The sequence below is a fragment of the Roseicyclus sediminis genome, assembly GCF_025515305.1.
GTDB classification, from domain to species: Bacteria; Pseudomonadota; Alphaproteobacteria; order Rhodobacterales; family Rhodobacteraceae; genus Roseibacterium; species Roseibacterium sediminis.
Genome location: NZ_JAOPHT010000004.1, coordinates 39295 through 54935, shown reverse-complemented (window position 1 = coordinate 54935; position 15641 = coordinate 39295). Strand labels below are relative to the sequence as shown.

At 67.0% G+C, this 15641-nt stretch carries 14 protein-coding genes, 1 tRNA gene and 1 pseudogene; 7 read left to right on the top strand and 9 right to left on the bottom strand.

Annotated features, from left to right (window positions below; genetic code table 11):
- Positions 1-513 precede the first annotated feature (513 nt).
- Entirely contained in the window at positions 514-1218 is a 705-nt protein-coding gene (locus tag N8I71_RS07330; RefSeq protein WP_262877303.1) for an IS6 family transposase, read from the bottom strand.
- A 116-nt stretch (positions 1219-1334) separates the two neighbouring features.
- A tRNA-Ser gene (locus N8I71_RS07325) sits at positions 1335-1424 on the bottom strand.
- A 215-nt stretch (positions 1425-1639) separates the two neighbouring features.
- Here N8I71_RS07325 and N8I71_RS07320 point away from each other — a divergent pair.
- From N8I71_RS07320 to N8I71_RS07290, 7 genes are all read left to right on the top strand, one after another.
- Complete coding sequence (locus tag N8I71_RS07320) at positions 1640-2761, top strand: SPOR domain-containing protein (RefSeq protein WP_262877302.1); 1122 nt, start codon at positions 1640-1642, stop codon at positions 2759-2761.
- Between the two features lie 18 nt (positions 2762-2779).
- Positions 2780-3991, top strand: a complete 1212-nt coding sequence (locus N8I71_RS07315) for a D-alanyl-D-alanine carboxypeptidase family protein (RefSeq protein WP_262877301.1) — start codon at positions 2780-2782, stop codon at positions 3989-3991.
- Positions 3988-4614, top strand: a complete 627-nt coding sequence (tmk, locus tag N8I71_RS07310) for a dTMP kinase (protein ID WP_262877300.1) — start codon at positions 3988-3990, stop codon at positions 4612-4614. The genes N8I71_RS07315 and tmk overlap by 4 nt, the downstream gene beginning before the upstream one ends.
- A 112-nt stretch (positions 4615-4726) precedes the next feature.
- A complete protein-coding gene (locus N8I71_RS07305) occupies positions 4727-5866 on the top strand; it encodes a DNA polymerase III subunit delta' (protein ID WP_262877299.1) in 1140 nt (379 codons plus the stop codon).
- A 32-nt stretch (positions 5867-5898) separates the two neighbouring features.
- Positions 5899-6708: a TatD family hydrolase gene (locus tag N8I71_RS07300; RefSeq protein ID WP_262877298.1), complete on the top strand. Its 810-nt coding sequence runs from the start codon at positions 5899-5901 to the stop codon at positions 6706-6708.
- Between the two features lie 2 nt (positions 6709-6710).
- On the top strand, positions 6711-7508 hold the full coding sequence (locus N8I71_RS07295; protein WP_262877574.1) for an MBL fold metallo-hydrolase: 798 nt from the start codon (positions 6711-6713) through the stop codon (positions 7506-7508).
- A gap of 9 nt (positions 7509-7517) precedes the next feature.
- Positions 7518-8450, top strand: a complete 933-nt coding sequence (locus tag N8I71_RS07290) for an AEC family transporter (RefSeq protein ID WP_262877297.1) — start codon at positions 7518-7520, stop codon at positions 8448-8450.
- 14 nt (positions 8451-8464) lie between these two features.
- On the opposite strand, the gene N8I71_RS07285 is transcribed toward N8I71_RS07290, so the two are convergent.
- The 7 genes and pseudogenes from N8I71_RS07285 to N8I71_RS07255 all read right to left on the bottom strand — a co-directional run bounded on the left by N8I71_RS07285 (position 8465) and on the right by N8I71_RS07255 (position 15573).
- Positions 8465-9097 carry a hypothetical protein gene (locus N8I71_RS07285; RefSeq protein WP_262877296.1) on the bottom strand — a complete coding sequence of 211 codons (633 nt, stop codon included), beginning with the start codon at positions 9095-9097 and terminating at the stop codon, positions 8465-8467.
- A 71-nt stretch (positions 9098-9168) separates the two neighbouring features.
- Entirely contained in the window at positions 9169-10176 is a 1008-nt protein-coding gene (locus N8I71_RS07280; RefSeq protein ID WP_262877295.1) for a Hint domain-containing protein, read from the bottom strand.
- Between the two features lie 106 nt (positions 10177-10282).
- Positions 10283-11107, bottom strand: a pseudogene (locus N8I71_RS07275) (ABC transporter permease); the annotation flags it as partial.
- 37 nt (positions 11108-11144) lie between these two features.
- Positions 11145-12845 (bottom strand): ABC transporter permease, encoded by a 1701-nt coding sequence (locus N8I71_RS07270; RefSeq protein ID WP_406676080.1) that lies wholly within the window; start codon positions 12843-12845, stop codon positions 11145-11147.
- On the bottom strand, positions 12846-13133 hold the full coding sequence (locus tag N8I71_RS07265) for a DUF1330 domain-containing protein (protein WP_262877293.1): 288 nt from the start codon (positions 13131-13133) through the stop codon (positions 12846-12848).
- 122 nt (positions 13134-13255) lie between these two features.
- Positions 13256-14368, bottom strand: a complete 1113-nt coding sequence (locus N8I71_RS07260; protein WP_262877292.1) for an extracellular solute-binding protein — start codon at positions 14366-14368, stop codon at positions 13256-13258.
- Between the two features lie 107 nt (positions 14369-14475).
- Positions 14476-15573: an ABC transporter ATP-binding protein gene (locus N8I71_RS07255; RefSeq protein WP_262877291.1), complete on the bottom strand. Its 1098-nt coding sequence runs from the start codon at positions 15571-15573 to the stop codon at positions 14476-14478.
- Between the last annotated feature and the right edge of the window lie 68 nt (positions 15574-15641).

Genomic DNA, 15641 nt, shown 5'->3' with positions numbered 1-15641 from the left:
TTGAGAACGGTGTTAACTGGAAAAAGGATGGGGGGGGGAGGCGAACTACGGGCTGCAGGGTTGGAAGCGAGGGCGCATATACCCCGACTTCATCTTTGCTGCGACTAGCCAAGCTGGCAGCGGGCGAATCGTGGTTCTAGAAACTAAAGGAGACCACCTTCAAAACCCCGACACCGATTGCAAACGCGATCTGCTGGATTTCCTGACACAGAACTTTTCCTGGGATCAAGCGGTGCCAGCTGGCCAGCTTCAGCTGACGGCGACAGGCGAGACGGTAGAATGTGCCTTGATCCTGATGCAGGACATGGGAGCGCGCCTGTCGAACCTAATAGCAGGCAGGAAGTAGATACCGCATGGCCTCAAGGAAGCGCCCCAACAAGCATTTTTTGGGATGTTGGGCCTTATGTTGGGTAATTCAAAAAGGATTGTATTATTTCCTTTAAAAACAAAGTCACTTGGCGGTGCTGGCATACTAATTCGAGCCAGTCTCAGCTAGGACAGTGACGCTGTACCTTATGCCGTGCAGAGACCGCGCCACTCAGCGAGAGGGGCGGCGCGGTTGGCCTTGAAGAGGGGTCGACTTGAGAGGCTGCGATCCAGATTGAAGTGGTTGCTGACGCAGGCATGGACGGAGGCGAACTTCTGCAGACTTCGCATGCGCCGGAAGCGGAGCATCGCCCGCTCCCGTCGTCGGAACGGCAGGTGGGAATTCTCCGCGCGGTTGTTCAGCCAGCGACCGGTCTCCTGCCGATGCTCGACACAGAGATCCTTCAGAGCCGCGCCGTAGGAGCGCAGCTTGTCCGTCACGAACACCCCTGCCCGACCATGCTTCTTCATGGCTTTCTTCAGGAATTTCAGAGCCGCCTTCTTGTCCCGCGTCTTCGTGACGAAGCTCTCCAGCACCTCGCCCTCGTGATCAACGGCACGCAAGAGGTAGTGCCGCTCGCCGTTGATCTTCACGAACATCTCGTCGAGATGCCACCGCCAACGACTTGATCGCATACCCTCGATCCGGCGCTTCCGGATCTCGGAAGCGAAGGTCGGCCCAAAGCGATACCACCAGAACCGCACCGTCTCGTGGCTGATCTCGACGCCGCGCTCGTGCAGCAGGTCCTCGACATTCCGAAGCGAGAGCGGGAAGCGGACATACATCATCACTGCCAGGCGGATGATCTCGGGGCTCGTCTTGAACCACTTGAAGGGGCTGGGTCGGGTCATGCGCCGACGCTACCGAGCCCCCTGCCTCGCCTCAAGCCAAGTTCCTCTGACAGAGCCAGACTCTCCCCTAGGTCACCTCTAAATGCCTCAAATAAATATATAATATATATATGCAGTGGCGGAGGAGGTGGGATTCGAACCCACGGTACGCTTTCACGCACGCCGGTTTTCAAGACCGGTGCATTCGACCACTCTGCCACTCCTCCGGGCCGCGGACCGGGATAGGCCGGGCCGTGCGATTCTGAAAGACGTGTCGCTTTGGCATCCCGTCACGGGTCCGCTTCGCGCGGCGGGTTTTCAGACGGTTCGGAACCGGGTAGTGTATGGAAAAATGGTGTGGTTCGGCGAACCACGACGACGACCAAAAGACGACATGCACCGGGACAACCCGGGCGATTATTGAGCGCGGAAAGAGCAGCAGATGACCCAAACCTCCCCTTCGCGGACAGAGGTCCGCCGCCGCAACGGTTCCGTCGCCCTTGCCCTGGGCGCTCTTCTGACCGTCACGGCCTGCACCGACACCGGCGAATTCGCCTTCGGTTCGCGAAACGCTGCCGCCGACGGGCCGGCCCCCATCGGGGCCACGCGCCTCGTGGAACGCGATGTCGAGGCGCCCGAGGTCTTCGACGTCACCGCCGAAGGGCTCTGGGACGGGCGGCCCTCGCTCGGCGGTGTCTGGGTGGCGCATTCCGATGCGACCGACCCCGAGCGCGTCATCATCCGCAACACCGAGACCGGCCGTTTCGTGATCGGCGCGCTCTTCCGGCGCGAACGCGAGAATCCCGGGCCGCCGATCCAGGTTTCCTCGGAGGCCGCGGCAGCCCTGGACATCCTCGCCGGCGCCCCGGCCGTGGTCCAGATCACGGCGCTGCGGCGCGAGGAAGTGTCCGCGGAAGAGGATATGCCCCTGAGCGAGGAGCTTGCGGCGGCGCCGGCCCCGGCCGACACGGAAGATCTTCCCGAGGTCGAGACTGCGGCACTGCCCGCGGTGGACGGCGCCGAGTTGCCAACTGCAGAGCCCGCCGCCGCCCCTGCGCCGGAGCGACGGTCCTTCTTCGGGCGGCTCTTCGGCGCGCCGCGCCGGGCCACGGCGCCTGCCGCTGAACCCGTCGCCACGATGGACATGAGCGCCGAAGAGATCGCCGCCGGCATCCGGCCAGGCGAGATCGTGTCGGAGCGTCTTGACCCGATCGCCGCCGTGGCAAGCGCCGCCATTGCCGAAAGCGAAGCGGTGGCGGTTGCCGCGCCTGCGCCTATTCCCGTCTCGGCCCCGGCGCCCCGGCGCGCGGCGGCGCCCGCCGGGACCCCCATGGACCAGCCTTTCGTCCAGATCGGCATCTTCTCCGTGCAGGAAAACGCCAACAACACCGGGCAGGCCTTGCGCAACGCGGGACTTGTGCCCACGATCTACGACCAGACCAGCAATGGCCGCCAGTTCTGGCGTGTGGTCGTGGGCCCTGCCCCTACCGCCGAGGACCGGGCGGCCGTCCTCGAGACGGTACGCGGGCTCGGCTTCGAGGATGCCTATTTCGTGACCCGCTAGGAGCACGGGCTTCTCCTTATGAAAACCGGGACATTCGACATTTTGCGGCGCACCGCCGCAGCCTTCGCCGTTGCGGTCCTTGCCCTTGCCGCGCCGGGTGCGCGCGCCTTCGAGACCGCGGCCGGATCGGCCTGGGTGATCGACCACAACACCGGACAGATCCTCCTGTCGCACAATGCCGACGTGCCGCTGCCGCCGGCCTCGATGTCGAAGCTCATGACGCTTCTGATGGCGTTCGAGGCGCTCGACGACGGGCGGCTTACGCTCGACACGCGCCTGCCCGTCAGCGCGCACGCAATGAGCTTCGGCGGCTCCACGATGTTCCTGACGACGGCCGACCGCCCGACGGTCGAGGATCTGATCCGCGGCGTCATCGTCGTCTCCGGCAACGACGCCTCCGTCGTGCTCGCCGAAGCGCTCAGCCCGGACGGAACCGAGGAAGGGTTCGCCCGCATCGCCACGGAACGCGCCCGCCAACTCGGGATGGCGCAGACGACGCTGCGCAATGCCAGCGGCTGGCCGGCCGAGGGGCACGTGATGTCGATGCACGACCTCGGCATCCTGGCCGAGCGCATCATCACCGAACACCCGGAATACTATACCTATTTCGCCCAGACCGAGTTCGATTACGAGAACCGCGCGCCCGCCAACCGCTTCAACCGCAACCCGATCCTCGGGCTCGGCATCGGCGCGGACGGCCTGAAGACAGGCCACACGCAGGAGGCGGGATACGGCCTCGTCGGCTCGGCGGTGCAGGGTGACCGGCGCGTGACCTTCGTGATCTCCGGCCTCGACAGCGCCGAGGCGCGCGCACGCGAATCCGAGCGCATCGTCACCTGGGCCTTCCGCCAGTTCGTGATGGAGGAGGTCGTGCGCGGGGGTGTCGAGATCGCCCGCGCACCCGTCTTCATGGGAACGGGGGAGACCGTCGGCCTCGCCGCGGCCGAGAGTGTCGAGATGCTGGTTCCCGCGCTGCTCGATCCCGAGATCACGGCCGAGATCACCTACCAGAGTCCCCTGCCCGCCCCCATCGCCGCGGGCGACGTGGTGGGCGAGCTCGTGATCCGCCAGGGCGTCCGCGACGTCACCCAGAGCGTACCGCTCGTCGCCACCGAGGACATGGCACGCGGCGGGCTGATGGTTCGGCTCCGGACGGCGACCGGCATGATCCTCGGCGAGGTGCTGGGCGAGGACGACGCCGCCGCGGAACCCGTGGCGGCGGACGGATGACGGCGGGCCGCGCGCTCTTCATCAGTCTCGAAGGGATCGACGGGTCGGGCAAGTCCACGCAGGCGCGCCGGCTGGCCGAGCACATGCGTGCGCGCGGCCGCGACCCGGTCCTGACGCGCGAACCCGGCGGCGCGCCCGGCGCCGAGGAGATCCGCCGCCTGCTGGTCGAGGGCGATCCCGCGCGCTGGTCGCCGGAAACGGAGATCCTGCTTTTCACCGCCGCGCGGCGCGATCACCTCGAGCGCACGATCCGGCCGGCGCTGGCGGCCGGGCGCGACGTGGTGACCGACCGGTTCGCGGACTCCACGCGCGTCTACCAGGGCGCGACGCGGGGCGACCTGCGCGGGCTGGTCGACGAGATCCACGCCGCCGCCATCGGGGTGGAGCCGGACCTGACCCTGATCCTCGACATGGACCCCGAAGTGGCGCTGGAGCGCGGGCTTGCGCGGGCCTCGGGCGAGGACCGGTTCGAGGAATTCGGCCTGCCCTTCCAGGAAAAACTGCGCGCGGGGTTCCTGGCGCTGGCGCGCGGGGCGCCGGAGCGATGCGTCGTGATCGACGCGTCGGAGGACCCCGACACCGTGGCGCGCCACGTCTGCGAAGCGGTGAACGCGCGCCTCTGACGGGCGAGTCTTCCACGCGGAAAACAGGCCGGAAACGCGGGCCTTTCCATGCCCTGGGACGCGCGGGTCCACGCCCCTCGCCCGCCCTCCGCGCCCGTGCTACATCTCGGCCATGAGCGACGACACCCTCCCCGAACCGGACCGCGTTCCCGGCGCGCCGCACCCGCGCGAGACCCTGCGGCTCTTCGGTCAGGCCACCGCCGAGGCGACCTTTCTCGACGCGTTGAACTCGGGCCGCCTGCCCCATGGCTGGCTGCTGACCGGACCGAAGGGCGTGGGCAAGGCGAGCTTCGCCTGGCGGGCCGCGCGGTATCTCGTGGCCACTCCGCTCGAGACCGCGGGCGCGCTCTTCGCGCCGCCCCCCGCCAACAGCCTCGACGTGGACCCCGCGCACCCCGTGGCGCGACGGATCCAGGCCCTCTCCGAGCCGTCGATCTGCCTCATCCGGCGGAGCGCCCGCGACGACGGCAAGGCGCTTTCCGACGTGATCCGTATCGATGACGTGCGGCGCGTGAAACGCTTCTTCTCCATGGCCCCCGAGGCCGGGCAGCGCCGGGTCGTGATCGTGGACGCCGCCGACGAGATGAACCCGAGCGCGGCGAACGCGCTGCTGAAGGAGCTGGAGGAACCGCCCGCGAATACCGTTCTGTTCCTCGTCGCGCACCAACCCTCGGCGCTCCTGCCGACGATCCGCTCGCGCTGCCGGACGCTGCGGTTCGACGCGCTTTCGCCCCCCGATCTCGCCGCGGCGCTGGAAGGCGCGGGCCAGAGCCCGGGCGACGGGGCGGAGGCGAAGGCGGTCGCGGCCCTGTCGGGCGGATCGGTCGGGGCGGCCGTGCGTCTCCTCTCGGGGGACGGGGCCGGTCTCTATGGCGCGCTCGTGGCGCTTCTGGCGGGGCTGCCGGAAATGGACCGTCAGGCGGCGCTCAAGCTTTCGGACGCCGCCGGGGCGCGCGGCGCCGACGAGCGCTTCGAGCTGACGCTCGCGCTTCTGGATACGGCGCTGGCGCGGATCGCACGGACCGGGGCCACGGGCGCACCGCCCGAGCCCATCGTGCCGGGCGAAGACCGGATGCTTACGCGTCTCGCGCCGGACGCAAGGGCCGCGCGGGACTGGGCCGAGCTTGCCGCGACGCTGACCGCGCGGGCGCGGCGCGGGCGGGCGGTCAACCTTGACCCTGCCGCGCTCATCTTCGATATGTTCCTCGATCTCGACCGGACCGCCGCGCGGCTGGCCGTGCCCGCCTCCTGACCCCAAGCCCGAGCCACCGCCGTTCCGGACCCATGCCCGATCTGCCGCCACACATCGTCGACAGCCATTGCCACCTCGACTTTCCCGACTTCGAGGGGGAGCGCGCGGCGCTTGTCGAGCGCGCCGTGGCCGCGGGCGTCACGCGCATGGTCACGATCTGCACGAGGCTGCGGAACGCGCCGCAGGTTCGCGCCATCGCCGAAGCGCACGATCCCGTCTTCTGGGCCGCAGGCACCCATCCCATGAGCGCCGCCGAGGAACCGATGGCGACGGTCGAGGACCTCGTGGCCCTCGCGCGGCACCCGAAGTTCGTGGGCATCGGCGAGAGCGGCCTTGACTACCACTACACCGCCGAGAGCAAGTCGGTGCAGCAGGAAAGCCTGCGCATCCACATCGCGGCGGCGCGGCAGACAGGCCTGCCTCTCATCATCCATTCCCGCGACGCCGACGAGGACATGGCCCGCATCCTGACCGAGGAGCATCGCGCCGGTGCCTATACCTGCGTCATGCACTGCTTCTCGTCCGGGGCGGCACTGGCCAGGGCCGCGCTCGATCTGGGCTTCTACCTTTCGATGTCGGGGATCGCGGCCTTCCCCAAGAGCGGCGAATTGCGCGACATCTTCGCCGCCGCGCCGGTCGACCGCATCCTGCTGGAGACCGACAGCCCCTATCTCGCCCCCCCGCCCTTCCGCGGCAAGCGCAACGAACCGGCCCATACCGTGCACACCGCGCGCGTCGGCGCCGAGGTCTTCGGACTGTCCGAGGCGGAGTTCGCGGCGACGACGACGGCCAATTTCGACCGGCTCTTCTGGAAGGCCGCCGCATGGACGAAGGCGGCCTGAGCATGGGAGAGATGCGCTTCACCATCCTGGGATGCGGCTCCTCCGGCGGTGTTCCGCGCCTCGGCGGTCATTGGGGCGATTGCGACCCGGACGAGCCGAAGAACACGCGGCGGCGCTGCTCGCTCCTCGTGCAGCGTTTCGGGGAGGACGGCGTGACGTCTGTCCTGATCGACACATCGCCGGACCTCCGCCAACAGCTTCTCGACGCAGGCATCGGACGGCTCGACGCGGTGATCTACACCCATGCCCATGCCGACCACGTGCACGGGCTCGACGACCTGCGCATGGTCGTCTTCAACATGCGCCGCCGCCTGCCGGTCTGGGCCGACGGCCCGACGCAGAACGACCTTCTGAACCGGTTCGGCTATGCCTTCGTCCAGCCCAAGGGCAGCGCCTATCCCCCGATCCTGACGCTTCACGCGATCGAGGGCGACGTGACGATCGAGGGCGACGGCGGGCCGATCACCCTCCGGCCCTTCGAGGTCGAGCACGGCAATATCGACGCGCTCGGCTTCCGGGTGGGCGACCTCGCCTACCTGCCGGACGTCTCCGACATCCCCGAAGCGGCGTGGGCTGCGCTGGACGGCCTGGATTGCTGGGTGCTGGACGCGCTGCGCCGGACGCCGCATCCGAGCCATGCCCATCTCGAGAAGTCGCTCGAATGGATCGAACGCGCCGCGCCGCGACGGGCGGTCCTGACGAACATGCATATCGACCTCGACTACCGCACCGTTCTCGAGGAGACGCCCGCAAACGTGGTTCCCGCCCATGACGGGATGGTGATCTCCTACGATGTCTGACCGCATCCGATGATCGGCATCCTAAGCGTCGTCCTGCCGGTCTTCCTCTTGATCGGGGCCGGTTACCTCGCGGTCTGGCGCAGGCTCTTCCCCGACACGGCGGTCGACGGGCTGATGGTCTTCACGCAGAAGTTCGCCATTCCCTGTCTCCTGTTCTCGGGCGTCGCCAGCCTGGACCTCGGCGAGGAGTTCGATTTCGCGCTGATGGGCGCCTTCTATGCCGGCTCGGCCGTGAATTTCATTCTCGGAATGCTGGGCGCGCGGTTCCTTTTCGGACGGCCCTGGCCCGACTGCGTGGCCATCGGATTCGTGCCGATGTTCGCCAACAGCGTGCTGCTGGGCCTGCCCATCACCGAACGCGCCTATGGCGCCGATGCGCTGGCGGCGAACTTCGCCATCGTCTCGGTGCATGCGCCGTTCTGCTATCTCGTGGGCATCACCACGATGGAGATCGTGAAATCGGGCGGGGTCCGTGGGCTCGCCACGCTGCGTCTCGTGGTGCGCGCGATGTTCCGCAACGCACTGATGATCGGGGTGGGCCTCGGGTTCATCGTGAACCTCTCCGGCCTCGTGGTTCCCGGCGTCATGCAGGACGCGCTCGACCTCATGATCCGCGCGGCTCTGCCCGCCGCCCTCTTCGGGCTCGGCGGCATCCTCTACCGCTACAAGCCCGAGGGAGACGCCCTGATCGTCGCCTTCGTCTGCGCGCTGGCGCTGCTTCTGCACCCCGCAGTCGCCTACACGCTGGGCAGCACCGTCGCCGGGCTGAGCGAGGCGCAACTGCGCTCGGCCGTTGTGACGGCGGCCATGGCGCCGGGGATAAACTCCTACCTCTTCGCGGACATGTACGGCGTGGCCCGGCGCGTGGCGGCGACGACGGTTCTGGCCGGGACGGCCCTGTCGGTGCTGACGGCCTCCGCGTGGATCGCGCTCCTGCCCTGAGGGGGCCGGCACAGTCAGAACTGGAACATGATCGGCCAGAACCACGGCTCCCACAAGGGCAGCGTGGCGAAGGGAAGGAGCGTGAGAGGCCAGCGTAGCCACGCAGCCCGTCCCAGTGCCGCCTTCGCGATATCGGGCCGTGCACCGCAAAGCCCCGACCATACGAGCACGGACGCGGGAATGCCGAACACGATGGCGCCGTGTCCCGCGGCTATGCCCACCAAGGCGGCGCGATCCGGGGAGAAGCCGCCGAGCATGAAGCCAAACACACCTCCGAGAAGGGCACCGACGAGGCCACCGGCGAGCACGGCCGCGCCATACCCCAGGAAACCGTGTCGAAGGGACTGAGCGATGCGGGAAGGGAGCAGGTTGATGCCAAGCCCCATGGCGAGAAACAGTGCCACCAGTTCGAAGATGGCGAGGAAGGCGGAAATGGGTTGGCCGGGGACCCCAGCCGTCGGATCCGCCCGCACCTTGTAAACGATATCGCTGACGAAACCCACAAGGAAAGCGATGGCGAGGGAGCGGCTCAGGATCCTATCCAACTGATCGGGCGGAACCTCGCCGACGTCCGAAACCTGAAGCCTGAAGACTCGCATGGCGTCAGACTTGCCGAGCAGCGGGCGCGCGGGAATGACTGAGATCAAACGAGCGCGGCCGGCAACTGCAGCCCCCCCACTCCCGGACGCAGGTCCGCCGGCGGAAAGCGCGCTGCGGCTCAGGAAGCCAGAAGCGCGCGTGCCTCGCGGCGCCCGACGGCGGGATGCGCGAGGGACCCGGCCGCTCCGCGCGCCAGGTCGGGCCGGATCGACAGAAGGCTCGCCCGCGCGGCAGGTCCGATGCGGGCGAGGTTCTCGGCCGTGGGCAGGAAGCTTTCGGCCTCGGCGCCATCGGCGAAGACGATCGAGTGCCGGTCCAGCATGAGGTGGAAGTAGGTGACGAAGCCGCCCTCGATCACGCGCACGTTCCGCCCGTCGACGAAATGGGCCGCCGGGATCAGCACCGCTTCCTCTCCAAACAGAAGCTCGGCGCGCCAGCCGGAATAGCGCAGCCGATGCTGCCGCGACAACCGCAACGTCCGGGTATTGCCGACCGCGCCCGGGGCGAACTCGACCGGGGCGAAGGCACCCTGTGCGGGGACGGTGGTCGACGCGATCCAGAGAACCGGAAGCGGCCCGCCCGCCCGCGTCAGGACGAGGTCGCCGGGGGCCAGCGTCTCGACAGCCGCCTCTCCGCCCGGAACCGCAATGCGCGTCCCGGCGGCGAAACAGATCGGACTGGCGTATTCCGGCGCGGCGAAGGAGGGGAACTCCTGTGACGCGGTCACGTTGAGGGGGACGCCAATGGGCGGGAACCCCCCGGTAGGACCGATGAAGGCCAACCCCTCGATGGTGGCGTAGGCCGGGCTTGTCGTGGCGAAGTTGAACGCGACCAGCGTATAGCTGTTGGTCCCGTCGCTCACGGTCAGCGAATATTCGGCCTCCACGCGCGAACCGGCCGAATAGGTGACGCCATCCACGGTAACCGAGGTGCCGAGACGCTGGTTCCCATCGTTGTCATCGAAATCGGGGTCGTTGTCGGTGACGTCGATCGCCATCCAGTCGTTCGAGTTGAGCGTGATGCTCGCCCCCAAAAGGTGACTGCCGTCGCCCTGCGTGACGCCATCGAGCACCCCGCCCGAGATGGTCATCTGCCCTTCCGGGAGCATGTAGATCGTGTAGGCCATTACACCGTTCGCCGCTTTCCACGGGTCCGGCTGTAAGGGCCGATCTTGGCCGCCACAGGGACGAATTGGGTCGCCGTCGTGACGCCCGGTTCGGATTTTTAAGGGATCAGCCCGGCGACATGCCCCGAAGGCGCTCGGACCGCCGGCGGAGAAGTTCGACCGCCGTCAGGAGCATGATCGACACCACCACGAGGATCGTCGCGACCGCGAGGATCGTGGGGCTGATCTGTTCGCGCAGGCCGGTGAACATCTGCCACGGCAGCGTCTGCTGGCTGGCCGAGCCCACGAAGATCACCACCACCACCTCGTCGAAGGAGGTGATGAAGGCAAACAGCCCGCCCGAGATCACGCCCGGCAGGATCAACGGCATCTGGATGCGGAAGAAGGTCGTCACCGGGTTCGCCCCGAGCGAGGCCGCGGCCCGCGTCAGCGAGCGGTCGAAGCCCACAAGGGTCGCCGTCACGGTAATGATGACGAAGGGGATGCCCAGCGCCGCATGGGCCAGCACGACGCCCCAGTAGGTCCCCTGAAGCCCGACGCGCGAGTAGAAGAAGTACATCCCCGACGCCGAGATGATCAGCGGCACGATCATCGGCGAGATCAGGATGGCCATGATCGCGCCCTTGAAGGGCACGTGCGACTGGCTGAGCCCGATGGCCGCCAACGTTCCCAGCGTCACCGAGATGACCGTGGCCACCGGCGCGATCCGCACCGAGTTCCACAGCGCCTGCTGCCAGTCGGGGTTGGTAAAGAAATCCTGGTAGTGGCGCAGCGAATAGGCGTCCGGGTCGAAGGCCAGCATCCCGGGCGTGAAGGTGAAGAAGTTCTCGGCGTTGAAGCTCAGCGGGATGATGATCAGGATCGGGGCGATCAGGAAGAAGAAGATCAGCCCGCAGAGAACGCGGAACCCGTAGAACCACAGCTTGTGGCCGGTCGAGGCGTAGGGGGGAAGCTTGTGATCCATGTCTCTACCCCAGCTTCACGTTGTCGATGCCCACAAGCCGGTCGTAGAGCCAGTAGAGCACGAGGACGAGCGCGAGCAGGATCGAGCCCAGCGCCGCCGCGAGACCCCAGTTGAGGCTGTCGGAGATATGGAAGGCGATCCGGTTGGAGATGAACGTGCCGGTGCGTCCGCCCACCAGTTCCGGCGTGATGTAGTAGCCGATGGCGAGGATGAACACGAGGATGCAGCCCGCCCCGATACCAGGCACCGACTGCGGGAAGTAGACCCGCCAGAAGGCCGTCCAGTTGTTGGCGCCGAGCGACTTGGCCGCGCGCACGTAGGACGGCGGAATGGTCTTCATCACCGAGTAGAGCGGCAGGATCATGAACGGCAGCAGGATATGCGTCATCGCGATGATCGTGCCGGTCTGATTGTTGATCAGGGCAAGCCGGGCGTCGTCCGCGATCAACCCGGACCAGACCAGGAGATCGTTGATCACGCCCTCGTTCTGCAAGAGCACCTTCCACGCTGAGGTGCGCACAAGGAGCGAGGTCCAGAACGGCAGCAGGACGAGGATCAGCAGCAGGTTCGACGCCCGCATCGGCAGGTTCGAGAGAAGGTAGGCGATCGGATAACCAAGCAGGACGCAACTGATCGTGATCATCAGCGACATGAAGATCGTGCGCTGGAAGAGCAGAATGTAGATCCGCTGTTCCTCGGGCTGCACCTCGATGCCCTGAGGCGTCAGCTGAAGGTCGACGGCCGCAAGGAAATAACCGGCGGTGTAGGGGTCCGAGAAGGCTTCGATCGTCTCCCAGACGGGCAGCTCCACCCAGCCGTCATCGAGATCGGCGAAGGCGCCGCGGAGATCGAGCGTCTCGAAACCCGCGACGGCGGCCGAGGCCTCGCTCAGGAGGTCGGCGCCGGGTCCGGTATAGCCGGACACGTCCGCCCCCATCGACAGGTCGCGGTAAAGCGCGAGGTAGACCGTGTTCCACGGCTCTTCCGCGGTCGGACTGTCCTCGTCCTCGCTCTGGATCGTCAGGGCGAAGCCGCGATAGGCGCTGGCGGTCTCGGGCAGCAGGTCTGCAACGCCGGGGGCCAGGCGGAACCGGGGCTCGGCCGCGTCGCGGTCATCCTCGGCCGCCCACTCCGCCTGTGCCTCGATCCATTCCGGATCGGCCATGAGCGAGACCCATGTGGCGGGCTCTTCCCAGGCCGCGTCGAGGTCGATGAACTGCTCGGCATAGGTCTCGCCGACGTCGTCGATCCCGCGGCCCGAGCGGCGGAAGATCGAGGAAAGTCCCGTCGTCTCGTAGTTCAGGCGGCTGCCGAGACGGGTGTGGTTGCGCTTTTCGGCGGCTTCCATGAAGTCGTAGGCGAGGGCCGCGAAGGCGTTTTCGGGCGGCAACTCGGAATGGTCTTCCCACTCCTCCAGCGCCACGACCGTGCGCGGCAGCGTCTCGCTGACGATCTGGTTCTCGACCGAGCGGAACAGCATGTCGACGATGGGCGCCACGAAGGTCACGAGGATGAACAGAAGAAGTGGCGCGATGAGCGCCAGCGCCCGAAGCTTCTGGGCCCGCAGCGCGCGGTTCAGGCTTACCTTCAGCGGTCGGCCGTCGGCGGCGAGCATAGGGCCGGTGGCCTCCGCCTCCGCCCGGCGCGCCTGTGCGGCGGCCTGTCCGATGCTGCCGGTGCCGGTCCCTGCGGCCGCGTCACTCATTCAGACACCCTCGACGATGATTATGGTGCTCTCGGCGCAGCGGCGGCGGATCTCGGCGACCTCCTGGTAATCGGGGTCGTCGTAGGCGGCCAGGGCTGCCTCGTAGCTGGGGAACTCGATGACGACGTGGCGATCGCCGGCCTTGCCTTCCTTCACCACCGAGCGTCCGCCCCGGATCACGAACTTCGCGCCGTGGCTCTCGAGGATCGGCGTGTCGCGCCGGACGTACTCGGGATAGCCCTCGGGGTCCGTTACGGTGATCTGTCCGATGATGTAGCCTTTTGGCATCCGGGGCCTCGTCCTGTTGCGTGGCGGGTGTCGGGTGGCGGTGGGCGGATTGCCCCCTGCAGTGCGGTTTGCTTGGGGTGGGCGCGTCCGCCCACCCCGCTTTTCAAGTCACCTTGCGGCGATCACTGAGCCAGCCACGCCTGGAAGCGGGAATCGAGATCGTCCCGGTAATCCGCCCACCAGTTGTAGTTGTTGACGAAGGTGTTCTCGGCGTTCGCCGGATCGGTCGGCATGTGCGGCGCCATCGGGATGCCCAGCGTGGCGTGGTTGCCGACGAGCGGCGCCGAGGACGCCCGAGCGGGGCCGTACGAGATGTAGGCCGCCTGGTCGGCGAGACGCTGCGTGTCCGTGGCGAAGTAGAGGAAGTCCAGCACGCGTGCGAGACGGTCCTCCGGCAGATCCTCGGGGATCACCCAGCCGTCGAGGTCGAGCATCTGCCATTCCCAGGCCATCGCGATGGGCTGGCCCTGCTCGGCGATGGCCGAGAACCAACGGCCGTTGTAGGAGGTGCCCATCACCACCTCGCCGTCGGCGAGCAGCTGCACCGCCTCGGCGGCGGAGGTCCACCAGATGGTCTCGTCCTTGATCGCGTCGAGCATCTCGAAGGCGCGGGCGATGCCCTCTTCGGTCTCGAGCATGTCGTAGACATCCTCGTAGGCGACGCCGTCGCACAGAAGCGCCCATTCCATGTTCGCGATCGGGTTGCGGTTGAGCGCACGGCGACCCGGATAGGTCTCGAGATCGAACAGATCGCAGGCGCCGGTCGGCGCGGCAACGCCCTCGGGCATGAGGTCGGTGCGGTAGGCGACGGCGGTCGAGAACACGATCTGCGGGATGAAGCAGTCCGACACGATCATGTCGCCGAAATCGTCGCTGGCAGAGGTGCCGTCGGGCGCGGGGGCCAGAATCTCGTCGTGATCGACTTCCATCGCCAGGCCTTCGTCGCAAAGACGGATGGCGTCTGCTGCCTCGACGTCGACGAGGTCCCAGGTCACGTTGCCGGCCTCGTTCATGGCGCGCAGGCGGGCCACTGCTTCGGACGAGCTTTCGTCCCAGATGACCTCGAGGCCTTCATTCGCCTCCTGGTAGGGGTTGGAATAGGCGTTGATCTGGCTCGACTGGTATGCGCCGCCCCAGCTGACCAGGGTCATGCTGTCGGCCATGTCCTGGGCCATCGCGCCGGGTGCCGCGAGCGCCGCACCGGTGGTCAAAAGCATAAGGCTCTTGAGTTTCATTACAGTACCTCTTTTTGTTGCACTTTGTTGGGTCCCCCGAATTCGGGATCGTTCTTGTTGGTCTTGGGCTGGCCGCGACGCAGTTTTTCGACGCGGCCGAACCAGGCTCATGCGTCGAGCGCCCGGCAATCCTGCGGGCGCCAGCCGATCTCGATCCTCTCACCGGGTTGCAGCCGGCGCTGATCGGGGGCGTTGCGCGTCTTGATGATGAAATCGTCCCGGCCCGCCACCTTCAGGCGGGTGCGGTAGATGTCGCCCATGTAGATGAACTCCGCCACCTCGGCCTGGATCGTGTGCGCATCCGGGCTCAGGCGGTCGCGGTTGTATTCCACCCGCTCCGGCCGGATCGAGATGAGCGTGCGCTCTCCCACGGAACCCACGTTCACCGGCACTGCGTCGATCACCTCGCCATCGTCGAGCGTCACCTCGGCGCGGCCGTTCTCGATCTTCGAGACGGTGCCGTGCAGCGTGTTGTTCTCGCCGATGAACTGCGCGACGAAACTGTTCTGCGGCTGTTCGTAAAGGATGTCTGGCGGGTCGAGCTGCTGGATGCGGCCGTCATCGAACACCGCGACGCGGTCGGACATCGTCAGCGCCTCGGTCTGGTCGTGGGTCACGTAGACAACGGTGATCCCCAGCCGGTGGGCAAGGTTGGTGATCTCGAACTGCATATGCTCGCGCAACTGCTTGTCGAGCGCGCCGAGCGGTTCATCCATCAAGACGAGTTCCGGCTCGAAGACGAGCGCTCGTGCAAGCGCGATGCGCTGCTGCTGCCCGCCCGAAAGCTGCGCAGGACGGCGGCCCGCGAACTGACCCATCTGCACCATGTCGAGCGCGCGGGTGATCTTCTCCTCGCGATCGGACTTGCCCATGCCGCGCACTTCGAGCGGGAAGGCGAGGTTCTCGGCCACCGTCATGTGCGGGAACAGCGCGTAGTTCTGGAACACCATCCCGATGCCGCGCTTGTGCGGCGGGATGTTGTTGATGGGCTTTCCGTCGAGCGTGATCTCGCCGTGGGTCGCTGTCTCGAACCCGGCCAGCATCATCAGACAGGTCGTCTTGCCGGAACCCGAGGGCCCCAGCATCGTCAGGAACTCGCCCTTGCCGATCGAAAGGTTCAGGTCCTTCACGACCAGCGTTTCGCCGTCGTAGCTCTTCTGCACGCGGTCGAATTGAACGAACGCGTCGTTGGATTGGGAGGTCAAGCCTCACTCCCCCTGTTGTGGTGCCGAATGTGTCCTTCGGCTGCGCTTAGTAAAACAAGCATGGGGTT